10 protein-coding genes are annotated in these 14,317 nt (G+C 72.1%); 7 read left to right on the plus strand and 3 right to left on the minus strand.

The annotated features are described in order from the left end of the window. Nucleotides 1–120: 120 nt before the first annotated feature. Nucleotides 121–810, plus strand: coding sequence for a response regulator transcription factor (locus ACIBLC_RS01855; protein WP_399208627.1), 690 nt, complete (start codon nt 121–123; stop codon nt 808–810). Continuing rightward, nucleotides 807–2,231 (plus strand): sensor histidine kinase, encoded by a 1,425-nt coding sequence (locus tag ACIBLC_RS01860; protein WP_399208628.1) that lies wholly within the window; start codon nt 807–809, stop codon nt 2,229–2,231. Before ACIBLC_RS01855 ends, ACIBLC_RS01860 begins: the two co-directional genes overlap by 4 nt. A gap of 80 nt (nt 2,232–2,311) precedes the next feature. Here ACIBLC_RS01860 and ACIBLC_RS01865 read toward each other — a convergent pair whose 3' ends face one another. Further along, the gene (locus ACIBLC_RS01865) at nt 2,312–4,627 is read right to left on the minus strand and encodes an ABC transporter permease (protein ID WP_399208629.1); all 2,316 of its coding nucleotides are present in this window, start codon (nt 4,625–4,627) and stop codon (nt 2,312–2,314) included. Then, the gene (locus tag ACIBLC_RS01870; RefSeq protein ID WP_399208630.1) at nt 4,624–5,370 is read right to left on the minus strand and encodes an ABC transporter ATP-binding protein; all 747 of its coding nucleotides are present in this window, start codon (nt 5,368–5,370) and stop codon (nt 4,624–4,626) included. The genes ACIBLC_RS01865 and ACIBLC_RS01870 overlap by 4 nt, the downstream gene beginning before the upstream one ends. A 139-nt stretch (nt 5,371–5,509) precedes the next feature. Here ACIBLC_RS01870 and ACIBLC_RS01875 point away from each other — a divergent pair, with 139 nt between their 5' ends. Both ACIBLC_RS01875 and ACIBLC_RS01880 read left to right on the plus strand, forming a co-directional pair. Beyond that, nucleotides 5,510–6,418: a sensor histidine kinase gene (locus ACIBLC_RS01875; RefSeq protein WP_399208631.1), complete on the plus strand. Its 909-nt coding sequence runs from the start codon at nt 5,510–5,512 to the stop codon at nt 6,416–6,418. After that, nucleotides 6,415–7,137 (plus strand): response regulator, encoded by a 723-nt coding sequence (locus tag ACIBLC_RS01880; protein WP_399208632.1) that lies wholly within the window; start codon nt 6,415–6,417, stop codon nt 7,135–7,137. The genes ACIBLC_RS01875 and ACIBLC_RS01880 overlap by 4 nt, the downstream gene beginning before the upstream one ends. A gap of 8 nt (nt 7,138–7,145) precedes the next feature. Here ACIBLC_RS01880 and ACIBLC_RS01885 read toward each other — a convergent pair whose 3' ends face one another. Continuing rightward, nucleotides 7,146–8,318: a PucR family transcriptional regulator gene (locus tag ACIBLC_RS01885; RefSeq protein WP_399208633.1), complete on the minus strand. Its 1,173-nt coding sequence runs from the start codon at nt 8,316–8,318 to the stop codon at nt 7,146–7,148. A gap of 186 nt (nt 8,319–8,504) precedes the next feature. On the opposite strand from ACIBLC_RS01885, the gene ACIBLC_RS01890 reads away from it, so the two are divergent. The 3 genes from ACIBLC_RS01890 to ACIBLC_RS01900 all read left to right on the plus strand — a co-directional run bounded on the left by ACIBLC_RS01890 (nt 8,505) and on the right by ACIBLC_RS01900 (nt 14,290). Next, entirely contained in the window at nt 8,505–10,292 is a 1,788-nt protein-coding gene (locus tag ACIBLC_RS01890) for an FAD-binding dehydrogenase (RefSeq protein ID WP_399208634.1), read from the plus strand. Between the two features lie 432 nt (nt 10,293–10,724). Further along, on the plus strand, nt 10,725–12,014 hold the full coding sequence (locus ACIBLC_RS01895; RefSeq protein WP_399208635.1) for a glycosyltransferase: 1,290 nt from the start codon (nt 10,725–10,727) through the stop codon (nt 12,012–12,014). A gap of 17 nt (nt 12,015–12,031) precedes the next feature. After that, nucleotides 12,032–14,290 carry a glycosyltransferase family 39 protein gene (locus ACIBLC_RS01900; protein ID WP_399208637.1) on the plus strand — a complete coding sequence of 753 codons (2,259 nt, stop codon included), beginning with the start codon at nt 12,032–12,034 and terminating at the stop codon, nt 14,288–14,290. The last annotated feature ends 27 nt before the right edge of the window (nt 14,291–14,317 follow it).

Raw genomic sequence — 14,317 nt, forward strand, 5'->3', positions numbered from 1 at the left:
ACCGAGCCTGCCGGGTGGGAGCTGTCGTTTCCCTGTCGGTCAACTTTCAAGTTCTTACCGATGTGGATCTGGCGAGCCCGCGGGTATGGCGTCCGGCCGCAGGTGAAGCACTATGGGCTCGTGGAAAAAGTACGACTTCTCGTCGTGGACGACGATCCTCCCATCGCCGACCTGGTCGCGACGGTCGCCCGCTACGAGGGGTGGGAGGCCGTCACCGCCAACACGGGCGAAGAGGCGCTGGCCCGCGCCGCCGAGTTCCATCCGGACATCGTGGTGCTCGACCTGATGCTGCCGGGACTCGACGGCTTCGGCGTCCTGGACCGGCTTCGGCAGTCCGGCACGATGGTGCCCGTGGTGTTCCTGACCGCGCGGGACGGGGTGGCCGACCGGGTCGCGGGCCTCACCCGGGGCGGAGACGACTACCTGGTCAAACCGTTCGCCGTGGAGGAGCTCATGGCCCGGCTGCGGACTGTGCTGCGCCGCGCCGCGGGGCCCGGGTTCCAGCGGTCCGTGCTCAGGGTGGCCGACCTGACGATGGACGAGGACACCCGCGAGGTGCGTCGCGACGAGAAGCTGCTCACGCTCACACCCACCGAGTACGAGGTGCTCCGCTACCTGATGCGCAAGTCACCCACCGTGCTCACCAAGGCCCAGATCATCGACCACGTCTGGGAGTACGGCTTCGGCGGCCGCTCCAACGTCGTCGAGCTGGTCGTCAGCCGGCTGCGCCGCAAGCTCGACGACGTCGGCGAACCGCTGATCCACACCGTGCGGGGTGTCGGGTACGTGGTGCGGCAGGTCGCCGAGTGATCCGCCGGTTCCGGGGGACCTACCGCAGGATGCGCCTGGGCACCCGGCTGGCACTCGGCCTGGGCGTGCTGTCGCTGGTCGCGTTCGCCGTCGTCGGCACGGCCCTGTCGACGTACATGAGGGACTACCTGGAGAACCAGCTCGGCGACCAGATGAAGCTCGTCCAGGTCACCCAGACCGAGGACGTCAAGGCGGAGGGCAACGTACGGGGAGAGCCGTACTGGGGCTGGTACACGGCCTCCTACCAGGTCTCGGACGGTACGGCCGAGATCCGCAGGCCCGCCGACGTGCCGGCCGACGACGACGCGCTCGTCGCCGCCGCCAGGGCGCTGGCCGAGTCGGGCACGGAAGACCTCGTCCGGACCGCCCACATCGACGGCGAGGGCACCTATCAGCTTCGCGCCTGCGCCGTCGAACCCGGCGTGGTCCTGGTCACCGCGGCGCCCATGAAGGACATCGACAACACCATGCGGCAGCTGGTGACGGTCCAGGTCGTCGCGTTCACGTTCGCGCTCCTCGCCCTCGTGGTGATCGGCCGGGCGGTGCTGCGGCGCGGCCTGAAACCGCTGAGCGACATGGCGCACACGGCCCGCGGCATCACCTCGCACGACTTCACGGAGTCGGCCCGGCTGCCGGTGCGCGCCGACCAGGGCAACGGCGGCCCCGAGGTCGAGGAACTGCGCACCGCGTTCAACACCATGCTGGAGCACATCGACAACTCCCTCGCCGTCCGCACCGAGGCCGAACAACGGCTCCGCCGGTTCGTCGCGGACGCCTCGCACGAGCTGCGCACCCCGCTGATGTCCGTACGCGGCTACGCGGACCTCTTCCAGTACGCGGCGGCCAACGAGCCCGGCGAACGCGAGAAGCACCTGGCCCGCCTGCGCGCCGAGGCGGCCAGGATGGGCGTACTCCTGGACGATCTGCTGCTGCTCGCCCGGCTGGACTCCGCCGAGGCGGAGGCACCGCCGCGACTGGCGGACGCGGACCTGGCGGAGCTGGCCCGCGAGGCGGCCGACGCCTTCCGCGCCGGACACCCCGGCCACGAGCTGACCCTGACCACCGGCCCCGAACCGGTCCGGCTGCGCCTCGACACCCTGCGCATCCGGCAGGTCCTCGACAACCTCCTCACCAACGCCGCCGTGCACACACCGGCCGGTACGCGGGTGTCCGTCGACGTGTCCGTCGCCGCGGGCGCGGCGGTGGTGCGGGTCGCCGACACGGGTCCTGGCATTCCTGTCGCCGACCAGGAGCGGGTCTTCGACCGCTTCTACCGCGTCGACAAGGCCCGCAGCCGCGACCGGGGCGGCAGCGGTCTTGGCCTGGCGGTGGTGCGGTCACTGGTGCGGGCGCACGGCGGCACCGTCGAACTGACCAGCCGGCCGGGCGCGACGGCCTTCACCATCAGGCTTCCGCTCTGATCCTGCGGCGCCCCCTTGGACCGGGCTTCCCTCCGACCCGGGCCGGATCGTGCGCCGACCCGGGTGCGGTGTCCTTGGCCTCACTCGTTGTGCAGCACCTCCGCGATCGTGAGCCGTGCCGCGCTCCTGGCCGGGACGAACGCGCCGAGGACCGCGATTCCGATGCCGGCCAGGGCCATGCCGGTCAGCGCCGGGGCCCGCCAGACGTCCGTCATGTACGCGGGCAGCGAGATGGACACCGCGTCCGCCATGCGCGGCACCACCAGGTGGTAGCCGGCGATGCCCAGCGGGATACCGAGCAGTGAGCCGACCGCGCCGAGTACCGCCATCGACGTCACCATCATCGCTGTGACCTGCCGTGGCGTCATACCGATGGACTTGAGCATGCCCAGGTCCCGGCGTCGGTCACGAGTGTTCAGGACGACCGTGTTGAAGACGCCGAGCGACGAGACCAGGGCGAGCATCAGGGTGAGCACCGTCGCTGAGCCGATGATGGTCCGGGTGACGGTGTCCGGTCCGGTCACCGCGGTGCTGACCCCGGGATCGGCGGCCCGCGCCGCGCGTGCGTAGGCGGCCGCGTCCGCGCCGCCGTCGAGCCGCACGTGGTACGCGATCGGCTCTTCCCGAGGTGCCAGCGCCCTCATCGTCGGCCAACTCGTGGCGATCACATCGCTGTTGCTCTCCATGAACTCCCCGACGACGGTCACCTGTTCCTGCCGGTCGCCCTTCTCCAGCGCGAACCGGTCCCCGACCGCGAGCCCCTGTTGGCGCAGGAAGGCCGATCCGGCCACGACCTCGCCGTCCCGGTGCATCCAACGCCCGCCGGTGAGGACGTTGTTGAGCTGCGGCCGGTCACCGCGGCGGCCCTCGAGCATCACCTTGCGGGCGGTGCCGGCGAGGCGCAGGTCCGCGTACCCCCGCGCGGTGACCTCGGTCGCGCCCGGCAACGAGCCCAGCAGCGACTGGAGTTCGAGGTCGCCGTGCACCGGCTTGATCTCCTTGCCCTGCTGGTAGTTGGTCGCGTAGACCGTCACCTGGAAGGCGTCCCGGCCCGCCTCCCCGAACCTCGTCATCGTCGTGGCGAGACCGGTCGCGAAGGTCACTGTCGTCACCCCGACGACCACGGCGGCGAGCGTGAGCGCGCTGCGGCCCGGCCGCGCGAACGGCAGGCCCACCCCCAGGCTCACCGAGCGCGGCAGCGAGCTGCCGGCCAGTCTGCGCTGGATGCCGAGCGCCCGGCCGGACCGCGGGGCGCTGCCCGCGCTGATCGCCCGCGCCGCGGACATCCGGTGCGCGCGCGCCGCGGGGGCGAGCGCGGCGAGGACGCACACGGCGGGCATGCCGAGCAGGGTGAGCGCGTTCACCCAGGCCGGGACGGAGACGCTGCCGTGGAACACCCCCGCCTCGGGCCCGGTGAACACGAACTCGAAGAACGGGCGGGCCAGCGCGTTGCCGAGGACCGTGCCGAGCACGCAGCCGGCGAGCGCGGGGACGGAGATCATCGTGAGGTAGACGGCGACCACCTGCCCCGGCGTGAACCCCAGGGCCTTGAGGATCCCTATGTGCCGCAGGCCCGAAATCACCGCGCCGCCCACCACGTTGGCGACGATGAGCACCGCCACCACGATGCCGAGCACGCCGAAGGCCATCAGATAGGGGGCGTACGCCCGCGCCGCACTGCCTATCTCCTGCTTGAGTGTGAGATACGACTGCGGAGTGGTCAGCGCGCCCTTCGGCAGCCCTTCGGTGACGGAGGCCAGATTCGCGCGGAGTCGGCTCGCGGAGGGCGCGCCCGTGAAGCGGAAGAGCATCTGGGCGGCGGTCGGACGCAGGGCGGCCATCTGGGCGGGCGCGACCCAGGCGTCGGCGGTCCGGCTCAGGTCGAAGGCGAACCCGACGATGGTCAGGGCCGGCCCGGACGGCACTTGGATCTTCCTGCCCAGGTCGTCGGGGGTCCAGTCCGACTGACGGTTCAGCACGACCTCGCCGGGCCGGGTGGCCCACCTGCCCGCCCAGAGGTCCAACCGGTCCACCGGGCCCCCGGGGCTGGAGCGGCCCACGACCGTGATCGTGCCGTCGAGGGCGTAGCCGTCGGACTTCCCCTCCGGCAGGTCGACCGTGGCCTGGGCAAAGGGCCCGGCGGCGGCCTCGACCCCGGGTCGGCGGGCCGCCCGCGCCAGTTGCGCGTCCGACACCTTCGCGGGATCGAACGCGGCGACGACATGCGGGCCGCGCTGCTCGGCGAAGGCCCTGTCGAACGGCGCGGAGGCCGCGTCCACCAGGCCGAGTGCGACGACCATCGCCCCGGTCGAGGTCAGCGTGACCAGCGCGATGACGAGCGTCTGGAGTCTGCGCCGCCGCACCGCCGCGCGGGCGGCCCGCCACACCGCCCTCACGCGGACCGCGCAAGCGTGTGCTCGCCGGTCACCCGGCCGTCGGCGACCTCGACCAGCCGGCTGGCGCAGCGCCGGGCGAGATGTTCGTCGTGGGTCACCAGGATCAGCGTCTGGCCGATCTGGTTGAGGTCGAGCAGCAGGTCCATCACCTGCTCGCCGGCCCGGCTGTCCAGCGCGCCGGTCGGTTCGTCGGCCAGCAGCAGGGCGGGGCGGTTCATCAACGCCCTTGCCACGGCGACGCGTTGCCGCTCACCGCCGCTGAGCACCGCCGGGTAGGCGTTCCGGCGGTCCGCGATGCCGAGTTCGTCGAAGAGCTCCAGTGCGCGACGGCGGGCCTGCCGGGCGGGGGAGCCGGTCAACTGCGCCGCGAGCGCGACGTTGTCGAGCGCCGACAGGTCGTCGATCAGGTTGAAGAACTGGAAGATCATGCCGATACGACGCCGCCGGTACAGCGCGAGCCCTTTCTCGCTCAGCCCGCCCACGTCCTCGCCGTGCACCACGACCGAGCCGCCCGTCGGCCGGTCGAGACCGGCGATCATGTTCAGCAGGGTCGACTTGCCGCACCCCGAGGGCCCCATCACGGCGACCGCCTCTCCGGCATGGATCTCCAGTGACACACCGTCAAGTGCGGTCGTCTCGCCGAACTCCTTGCGTACGCCGTCCAGTCGTACGACTGCTTCGTCCCTGCCGCTGCTCTCGGCGGCCCTGCCGCCCTGGGCGACCCTGCTGTCCTCAGTGACCATGCACAGGACGCTAGGTCGGCGACCGGGCAGGGGACATCCCTCTCCGGGTGGCAAACCGGCCCGCCCGTCATCCCGGAGATGCAGCGCCTGCGCCCACAGGCCGATGCGGGTCGGGCGGCCGTCTGCGAAGGTGAACACCGTGGGGACCTGGGAGTTCGACGCGCTGATGGCGGCGCTCGGGGTGGCGTGCGTGACCGCCGGATGGCTGGCGGTGGCGCTGGTGCGCACCCGGCGCCGGTGGCACACGGCCTTGGGGGAGCGCGGCTGGCTCCTCGAGCGGGAGAGGCAGAACGCGGCCGAGGACGCGGTCGCGGCCGAACGCGACCGCATCGCACGGGAGTTGCACGACATCGTCAGCCACAACGTAAGTCTGATGGTCGTCCAGGCCGGGGCCGCCCGAGAGGTGCTGGGCACGATGCCCGACGAGGCCGAGATGGCGCTGGGGGCCGTCGAGGACGCCGGGCGCGGCGCGATGACCGATCTGCGGCACCTGCTGGGCCTGCTGGCGCCGTCGCAGAACGGCGAGGACACGGACCGGGAGCCGGAGGCGGACGGTGGGAGAGGCGGCTTCGGCGGTACGGCCGGACTCGCGCCCCAGCCCGGTCTCGGCCGGCTGGGCCGGCTCGTCGACCGGATATCGTTCGCCGGGCTGCCCGTCGAGGTGCGGATCTCCGGCGAACAGCGCCCGCTGCCGGAGGGAATCGACGTGACCGCGTACCGGATCATCCAGGAGGCCCTGACCAACGCGCTCAAGCACGGTGACGGCGGCAAGGCCGAGGTGACCGTGCGGTACGCGGACCACGCGCTGCGCGTAGAGGTGCTGAACAGCGGCCCGAGCGTGCTGACCGGAGGTCCGAGCGGGCCGACCGGCGGCGGTGCGGCCGGGCAGTCGGTGCGGGTGCCGGTGCCGAGACATCGGGAGGGCGCGGGCCGCGGACTCCTGGGCCTGCGCGAGCGGGTCGCGGTGTACGGAGGGGACCTGGACGCCCGGCGCCGGCTCGGCGGCGGCTACCGGGTCCGGGCGCGCATCCCGCTGGACCGGCCGTGACGACGGGCGCGGACACGGCCGGGCGCGCGGGCCTGGACGGGCGGGCTCCCCGGGTGCTCGTCGTCGACGACCAGACGCTGATCAGGACCGGCTTCCGGCTGATCCTCACCGCCCGCGGCATCGAGGTCGTGGGCGAGGCGGCCGACGGTGTGGCGGCCGTGGCGGCGGCGCGTGAACTCCGGCCGGACGTCGTGCTGATGGACATCCGGATGCCGAACATGGACGGCCTGGAGGCCACCCGCCGCATCCTGGCGCGGAGTCCGGACTGCCGGGTCCTCATGCTGACGACCTTCGACCTGGACCGCTATGTGTACGCCGCGCTGTCACTCGGAGCCAGCGGGTTCCTCCTGAAGGACGTCACGCCCGAACACCTGGCGGCGGCCGTACGCCTGGTCGACACCGGTGACGCCCTGCTGGCCCCGTCGATCACCCGACGCCTGGTGGAGCGCTTCGCCTCGTCCCCCGCCCGCCCGCCCGCCCCGCCCGCCGACCTCGCGTCCCTGACACCCCGCGAGCTGGAGGTCCTCACCCTGCTCGGCCGAGGCCTGTCCAACACGGAACTGGCCGGCGAACTGACCCTGAGCGAGGCCACGGTGAAGTCGCATGTGGCCCGGATCTTCGCCAAGCTCGCCCTTCGCGACCGCTCCCAGGCCGTGGTCCTCGCGTACGAGACAGGGCTGGTCAAGGCGGGCGACCCGGGCGCGAACGGCTCACGCTGAGGGACGCCTCAGGGGGCCGAGTCCCCGCCGGGGCCCAGCCACGTGGTCAGCGCCCACCACCAGTGCAGGGTGCTCAGCGGCCCGGAGCGGCTCTCCGGCGGGGTGTCGGTCAGCGATCTGCCGGTGATCTGCTGGAGTCGGCCGAGCCGGTAGCGGACGGTGTTGGGGTGGGTGAACAGAGCTGTCGCGGTCTGGTCCAGACGGCGGCCGCTGTCGAGGAAGGCCAGCGCGGTGAGCGCGAGTTGGCGGTGGAAGGTGTCCGACCGATCGAGGCCTGTCAGGAACCGGCCGCTCAGGCAGGAGCCCAGCAGCGGTTGGTCCGCCAGGGCGATCTCGGCGGCGAAGTCGGTGAGGTCGTGCGGTCCGCGCCGGCCCTGTCGACGGCCGATGTCCACCGCCCGTACGCACAGCCGGTAGAGCGGGCGGAGCTCGTCCACGGGAGCCGCCGGGGAGACGACGACAAAGGCTGTCGCGTCGATCTCCTGGGGAGTGGGCACGCGGGGACACAGACCGACCAGCCGCCCCTCGACCGGTCCGAAGGTCCCGCGAAGCGCGGCGGCCCCACTCGCGGGCGGACGCGCGTGCGCGGGATCACCCATGTCCCAGACCAGGCAGTGGTGTCGACCGCCGGAGTGGATTCCGGCCCTCGCCAGCTCCTCGGCGGACGGGACGACCCCGCCGACCAGTATCTGCCGCAGGACCCGCGTGAGTTCACCGAGCGGTTCGTGCCGCGTGCCCTGCTCCGCGGCACGGTATCCGTTGATCACGTGACGCTCGACCGCGTCCCCGTACTCCTTCATGCGCATGACCATCGTGAGCAGCGCGCCGTCGGACACCCCGCCGGACCGGCAGCGGACGACCATGATCTCCGCGGTGCGCGTGAACGCCGCCTGCAGGCCCCGCAGTACGGCGGTCATCGGGATGCCCTGGCCGGCGCGGTCGGCGCCGAGCAGCAGGGCGGCGGCGAAGTCCTGCTCCTCGACCCGGTCGAAGGTGTCGAACCAGCTCTCGGCCGCGCGGATCATGGCCGAGACGTGCGAGCGGGTCTCCACCTCGGCGAGCCGGGCCAGTTCGGGGGACCGGTCTCTCGCCGCGTCGACGAGGGCACCGCACACGTCCACGTCGTCGGCCATGCTCCGCAGGACCTCGGCGACCGAGTCGTGTTCGTCCGCGACGTTCACGGTCCCCCTCTCCGTCCGGGCTGTCGCCGGACCACAACGAAGCGGTGTCGCTTTGGAGCCGGGCTCCTACCACACCGCTGTCATCGACTGGTTTCCTGAGGGCTACCGAAGGTAACAGCGTGGCTGTCGCAGTAACAGCCTTCGCGTCCCGCGTGCCCCGCGCATCTCTTCAGGAAGGCAGCGCCCATGGAGAACTCGGCTTCCCCGTCGGTCGTCAGCCGCCGTCAGGCCCTGACCGTGGCGGGAGGCGTGCTGGCCGGTGCCGCCCTCGCGTCGAACGCGTCGCCGGCCTCCGCGGCCGGGCCGTCGGACGCGGACGCGATCGTCGTCGGCGGCGGCCTCGCCGGTCTGGTCGCGACGGCGGAACTGGCGGCGGCGGGACGCAGGGTGCTGCTTCTCGACCAGGAACCGGAGAGCAATCTGGGCGGGCAGGCGTTCTGGTCCTTCGGCGGCCTGTTCCTGGTCGACTCCGACGAGCAGCGGCTGATGGGCATCAAGGACTCCCGTGAACTCGCGTGGCAGGACTGGCTCGGCGCGGCCGGCTTCGACCGGGGCACGACCGATCCGGGCGGCCAGGACTACTGGGCCCACAAGTGGGCCGAGGCGTATGTGGACTTCGCCGCGGGCGAGAAGCGGTCCTGGCTCCACGAACTGGGAGTGCGCTGGTTCCCGGTCGTCGGCTGGGCCGAGCGGGGCGGCGGCCTCGCGGACGGGCACGGCAACTCGGTGCCCCGCTTCCACGTCACCTGGGGGACCGGTCCCGCGGTGGTCGAGCCGTTCGAGAAGAAGGTGCGGGCCGCGGTAGCGGCCGGAAAGGTGACGCTCAGGTTCCGGCACCGTGTCGACGAGGTCGTACGGACCGGAGGCGTCGTGACCGGCGTACGCGGGGCGGTGCTGGAGCCGAGCTCCGCCGCTCGCGGCAAGGCCAGTTCCCGCACGGTGGTGGGGGACTTCGAGCTCAGTGCGCCGGTCGTGATCGTCACCTCCGGCGGCATCGGCGCCAACCACGACCTCGTACGGCAGAACTGGCCGGCCCGGCTCGGTACCCCGCCCAAGACGATGATCAGCGGTGTGCCGGCGTATGCGGACGGCCGGATGCTCGCGATCACCGAGAAGGCGGGCGGGCGGATCGTGAACCCCGACCGGATGTGGCACTACACGGAGGGCCTGAGGAACTACGACCCGATCTGGGCCAACCACGGCATCCGCATCCTGCCGGGGCCGTCGTCCATGTGGTTCGACGCCACCGGCAAACGCTTCTCAGCCCCCGATCTCCCCGGCTACGACACCCTCCACACCCTCAAGTCGATCACCGACACCGGCTACGACTACTCCTGGTTCGTCACGACCCAGAAGATCATCGCGAAGGAGTTCGCGCTCTCCGGCTCCGAACAGAACCCGGACCTCACGAACAAGGACGTCCTGATGCTGCTCTCACGCATCTGGCAGACGCCCGAGCCGATCGAGAGGTTCAAGAAGAACGGCGCCGACTTCGTCGTCGCCTCGACGCTGTCCGAACTGGTCCGGGGCATGAACAAGCTGACCGGCGACGGCCTCATCGGACTGGCCGATCTCCAGCGGCAGATCGTCGCGCGGGACCGGGAGATCGACAACCCGTACACCAAGGACGTTCAGGTCATGGGAATCCGCAACGCCCTGTCCTACCCCGGGGATTCGCTCAGCCGCACCGCGTCGGCCCACAAGATCCTTGACCCCGCTGCCGCGCCGCTGATCGCCGTACGTCTCAACATCCTCACCCGCAAGACCCTGGGCGGCCTGCAGACCGACCTCTCCGGCCGCGTCCTGGACGCCACCGGCGCCCCCGTACCCGGCCTGTACGCGGCCGGAGAGGTCGCCGGATTCGGCGGCGGCGGAGTTCACGGATACCGCTCCCTGGAAGGCACCTTCCTCGGCGGCTGCCTGTTCTCCGGGCGCCAGGCGGGACGAGCGGCGGCCGCGGCCACGGCGTCCTGAACGCGGGGTGCGCTTCCGGCCGTCCCCGACGGCGGCCCCACGTGCGGACTCCAGCCGCAGCGGCGGAGGGGTCGTCGGTAGATCGCCCAGGCAGCGGCCGGGCAGGGAGGGGGCCGCTCCCTGGCCGGACCGGTCGCGCCTGGCGCGTTCCGGGCGGGGGACGGTCACCGCCGTCGACCACGCGTGGATGGGTGGCCGCGGCTTGAGACGCGGGTGACCAGCGTGGTCGGAGGCGCCGGTGAACTCCGCGACGCCGCGCCGCGGCCGGGCTCGCGATGAACCGGGGGAGTGCTTTCAGCCACTGATCTGACTACCCGTCAGTTCTCGGTGTTCTCCCCCCGCCCCCACAGGCGGGGCGGCAACAGTGGGGCCGCGGTCCTGGACCAGTGCCGGTCAGCCGCAGTCTGCCGTCCCCTCATGCCTGAGGAAACCATGACTCCCACCCCCCACCTCACCGAAATCGCCGTCCGCCTGGAGCGGCCGGCCCCGTTCCAGCCCGACGACCGTTCCCTTCTCCCGGACGCCGGCAACGCGACGGTGGACATCGTCGTGCCGGTCCACAACGAGGAACGCGCCCTGCCCGGGTGCCTGCGGACCCTCCACGCGCGTCTGTCCGGGGGTTTCCCCTTCCCCTGGCGGATCACGGTCGCCGACAACGCCAGCACCGACGAGACCCTCGCCACCGCCCGCCGACTGGCCGACGAACTGCCCGGGGTAGGCGTCGTCCACCTGGACCGTAAGGGTCGCGGGCTGGCCCTGCGCACCGTCTGGGGCGCCAGTGACGCGGACATCGTGGCGTACATGGACGTGGACCTGTCCACCGGCCTCGACGGACTGCTCCCGCTGGTCGCCCCACTGGCCAGCGGCCACTCCGATCTCGCGATCGGCTCCCGGCTGGCACCCGGCGCGCGTACGCTGCGCGGTCCGCGCCGCGAGTTCATCTCCCGCTCCTACAACAGTGTCGTCCGGCTCACCCACGGAGTCCGCTTCACCGACGCCCAGTGCGGGTTCAAGGCGGCCCGCACGGAGGTACTCCGGCCGCTGCTGAAGGTGACCCGCGACGACGCGTGGTTCTTCGACACCGAACTGCTCCTGCTCGCCGAGCACAACGGACTGCGCGTCCACGAGGTCCCGGTCGACTGGGTCGAGGACGTCGACACCCGGGTGGACGTGGTGAGCACCGCCATGGACGACCTGCGGGGCCTGTGGCGCATGGCGCGTCTCAAGGCTTCCGGCGGTGCCCGTGTCGACGTACGACCGCGCCCCGCACCGTCCGCCGAGCACCCCGACGCCGTCCTCGCACCGGCCACGGGACGTGGCGTGCTGTCGTGGGAGGTCGGCTGCTTCATCGCGATCGGCGTCGTCTCCACGGTCGGGCAGGCACTCCTGTACTGGCTGGCGCGCGGCTGGTGGAATCCCGCCGTCGCCAACCTGGTCTCGCTGTCCGTCCTCACCGTCCTCAACACCGAGGCGAACCGGCGCCTCACCTTCCGGCACTCCACCACCCCGCCCGCCCGTGCCCACCTCGGCGCCGGGGGCCTGTTCGTCCTCGGCTACCTGGTCACCTCCGGGGCGGTGCTGTGGTTCAAGTGGCTCGATCCCGGCGCCTCACCGGCCGCCGAGACCGCGGTCCTCGCCGCGGCGTCCGTCGCCGTCACCGGCGTGCGCTTCGCCGTCCTGCGGCTGGCCGTCTTCGCCGGCCCCCGCAGCCGTACCAGCTGACGAGAGCGAATCCAGACATGAGCAACCACGCGCACATCAAGCCCGTCCCGGCGGTTCCGGCGCTCGCGGGGAGGCGTACGTCCCTCCGCCCGCTCCCCGCCTGGGCGGCACCCGCGGCACTCGCAGCCGTCCTGGCGCTCGCGGCGGTCCTGTACGGATGGGCACTGGGTTCCCTGGGATGGGGCAACAGCTACTACTCGGCGGCCGTGAAGTCGATGGGGACGAGCTGGACCAACTTCCTCTTCGGGTCCTTCGACCCTGCCGGCGTGATCACGGTCGACAAGCCGCCGGCCTCGCTGTGGCCTCAGGTGATCAGCAGCAAGATCTTCGGGATGCACGGGTGGGCACTGCTCCTGCCACAGGTGCTCGAAGGAGTGGCCGCGGTGCTCGTGCTGCACCGCACCGTGCGCCGCTGGGCGGGAGAGGGCGCGGCGCTGGTCGCCGCCCTGGTCCTCACCCTCACGCCCATCACCGTGGCCATCAACCGGGACAACAACCCCGACACGCTGCTGGTGCTGCTGCTGGTGGCGGCGGCGTACGCGCTCACCCGCGCGCTGCAGGCGGAGGGCAGGGCCGCGACCTGGTGGCTGTGCGCCGGCGGCTTCCTGATCGGCTGCGGATTCCTCACCAAAATGCTCGCCGCCTGGATGGTCGTCCCCGCGTTCGCCGTCGCCTGGCTCGTGGGAGCGAGCGGCCCCTGGATACCGCGAGTGCGGCGTCTGTTGGGCGCGGGAGCCGTCCTGGCGGCGTCCTCCCTGTGGTGGGTCGTCATGGTCGCCCTGTGGCCGGGCGACCGCCCCTACATCGGCGGCAGCGAGGACGGCTCGGCCTGGGACCTCGTGATCGGTTACAACGGGCTGGGGCGGGTCTTCGGCTCCAGTGACGGAGCACCCCAGGGAATGGGTGGCGGAGGTGGCGGTGGGTTTGCCGGCGGGTTCGGCGGTGAGTCCGGCCTGACCCGGATGTTCGACACGCAGGTGGGTGGTCAGATCAGCTGGCTGCTGCCCCTCTGCGCGCTGGCTCTGGCCGTCGCCGTCGTCGTGGCGGTACTGCACCGACGCGGGAAGCTGTCCGCCTCCGCCCTGCTGCCTGCCTCCGGCTGGCTGCTGTGGGGAACCTGGCTGGTGGTCTGCGCCGCCGTGTACTCGACCCAGCAGGGCATCTTCCACCCCTACTACACCACCCAACTCGCCCCGGCCATCGCCGCGTTGTGCGGCGGGCTGACGGCCGCCCTGGTCCGCGTGCACCGTGCGGGCCTCCGTTGGGCGCCACTGGCCGGCGTGGCCGGGGTCGTGGTGAGCGTGGTCTGGGCGGTGGTGCTGGTCCGCCGTGTTCCCGACTGGAACGGCTGGCTGGTGTGGCCGGTGCTGCTCGTGGGCTGCGCCGCCGTCGTCCTGCTGGTGCTGGCACGACGGCACTCCCGATTGCCTGCGGCTGCCGTGGGCGCGGCGGTGGCGTCGGTTCTGGTGGCCCCGGGAGCCTGGGCGTTGAGCGTGCCAGGCTCCACCAGCATGGGCGGCACCAACCCGACGGCCGGACCACTGACCGTCGGCTTCGGTGGAGGCGGCGGCATGCCCCAGCAGGGCGGGAACGGGGGAGGCCTTCCGTCGGGCATGCCGTCCGGGATGCCGTCGAACATGCCGGGCCTCCCCGGCGGTGACGGGTCCTCGGGCCGGCCCGGTGAACCCCCGTCCGGCGGGATGCCTTCAGGGATGCCCTCCGGCATGCCCACGGGGGGAACGAACGGCATGCCCGGTGCACCCGGAGGCTCGGGCTCGGAGGACCCCGACACGCAGTCACCCCCCGGTGCCGGCTCGGGAAGTCCCCCGAGCGGGGGCGGCGGTTTCGGCGGCGGTACGGAACTCACCGCCGACCAGCGCAAGATCCTGACGTACGCCGTCGAGCACGCACCCGACGCCCGCATCAAGCTCGCCGTCGAGGGCGGCGCCATGTCCGCCGGCACCTTCATCCTGCACACGGACGAGACCGTCATCGGCATGGGCGGCTTCACCAACAGCGACAACGCTCCGTCGGTGGCCCAGCTGAAGGAGTGGACCAAGGACGCCGAACTACGCTACGTCCTGGGCTCCGACGCCAACGGCGGCGGCCGGCCGGGCATGCCAGGCGGATACACCGAGCAGCGCTCCGACTGGATCGCCGACAACTGCACGAAGGTTCCGGCGTCGTCGTACGGCGGCACGTCCTCCCGGACGAACGACGGCGCCGCGATGGGACTCGGGGGAGGCGACGTGCTCTACGACTGCGCCGCCAAGTAACCCGGACCGAGCGCCGTCGGACGGCAG

Source organism: Streptomyces sp. NPDC050535 (assembly GCF_044457665.1).
GTDB lineage: Bacteria > Actinomycetota > Actinomycetes > Streptomycetales > Streptomycetaceae > Streptomyces.

What these genes read in the sequence shown, in the direction of transcription:
- ACIBLC_RS01870 (WP_399208630.1), bottom strand. Translation starts at nt 5,370, where the DNA reads ATGGTCACTGAGGACAGCAGGGTCGCCCAGGGCGGCAGGGCCGCCGAG.
- ACIBLC_RS01890 (WP_399208634.1), top strand. Translation starts at nt 8,505, where the DNA reads ATGGAGAACTCGGCTTCCCCGTCGGTCGTCAGCCGCCGTCAGGCCCTG.
- ACIBLC_RS01895 (WP_399208635.1), top strand. Translation starts at nt 10,725, where the DNA reads ATGACTCCCACCCCCCACCTCACCGAAATCGCCGTCCGCCTGGAGCGG.
- ACIBLC_RS01900 (WP_399208637.1), top strand. Translation starts at nt 12,032, where the DNA reads ATGAGCAACCACGCGCACATCAAGCCCGTCCCGGCGGTTCCGGCGCTC.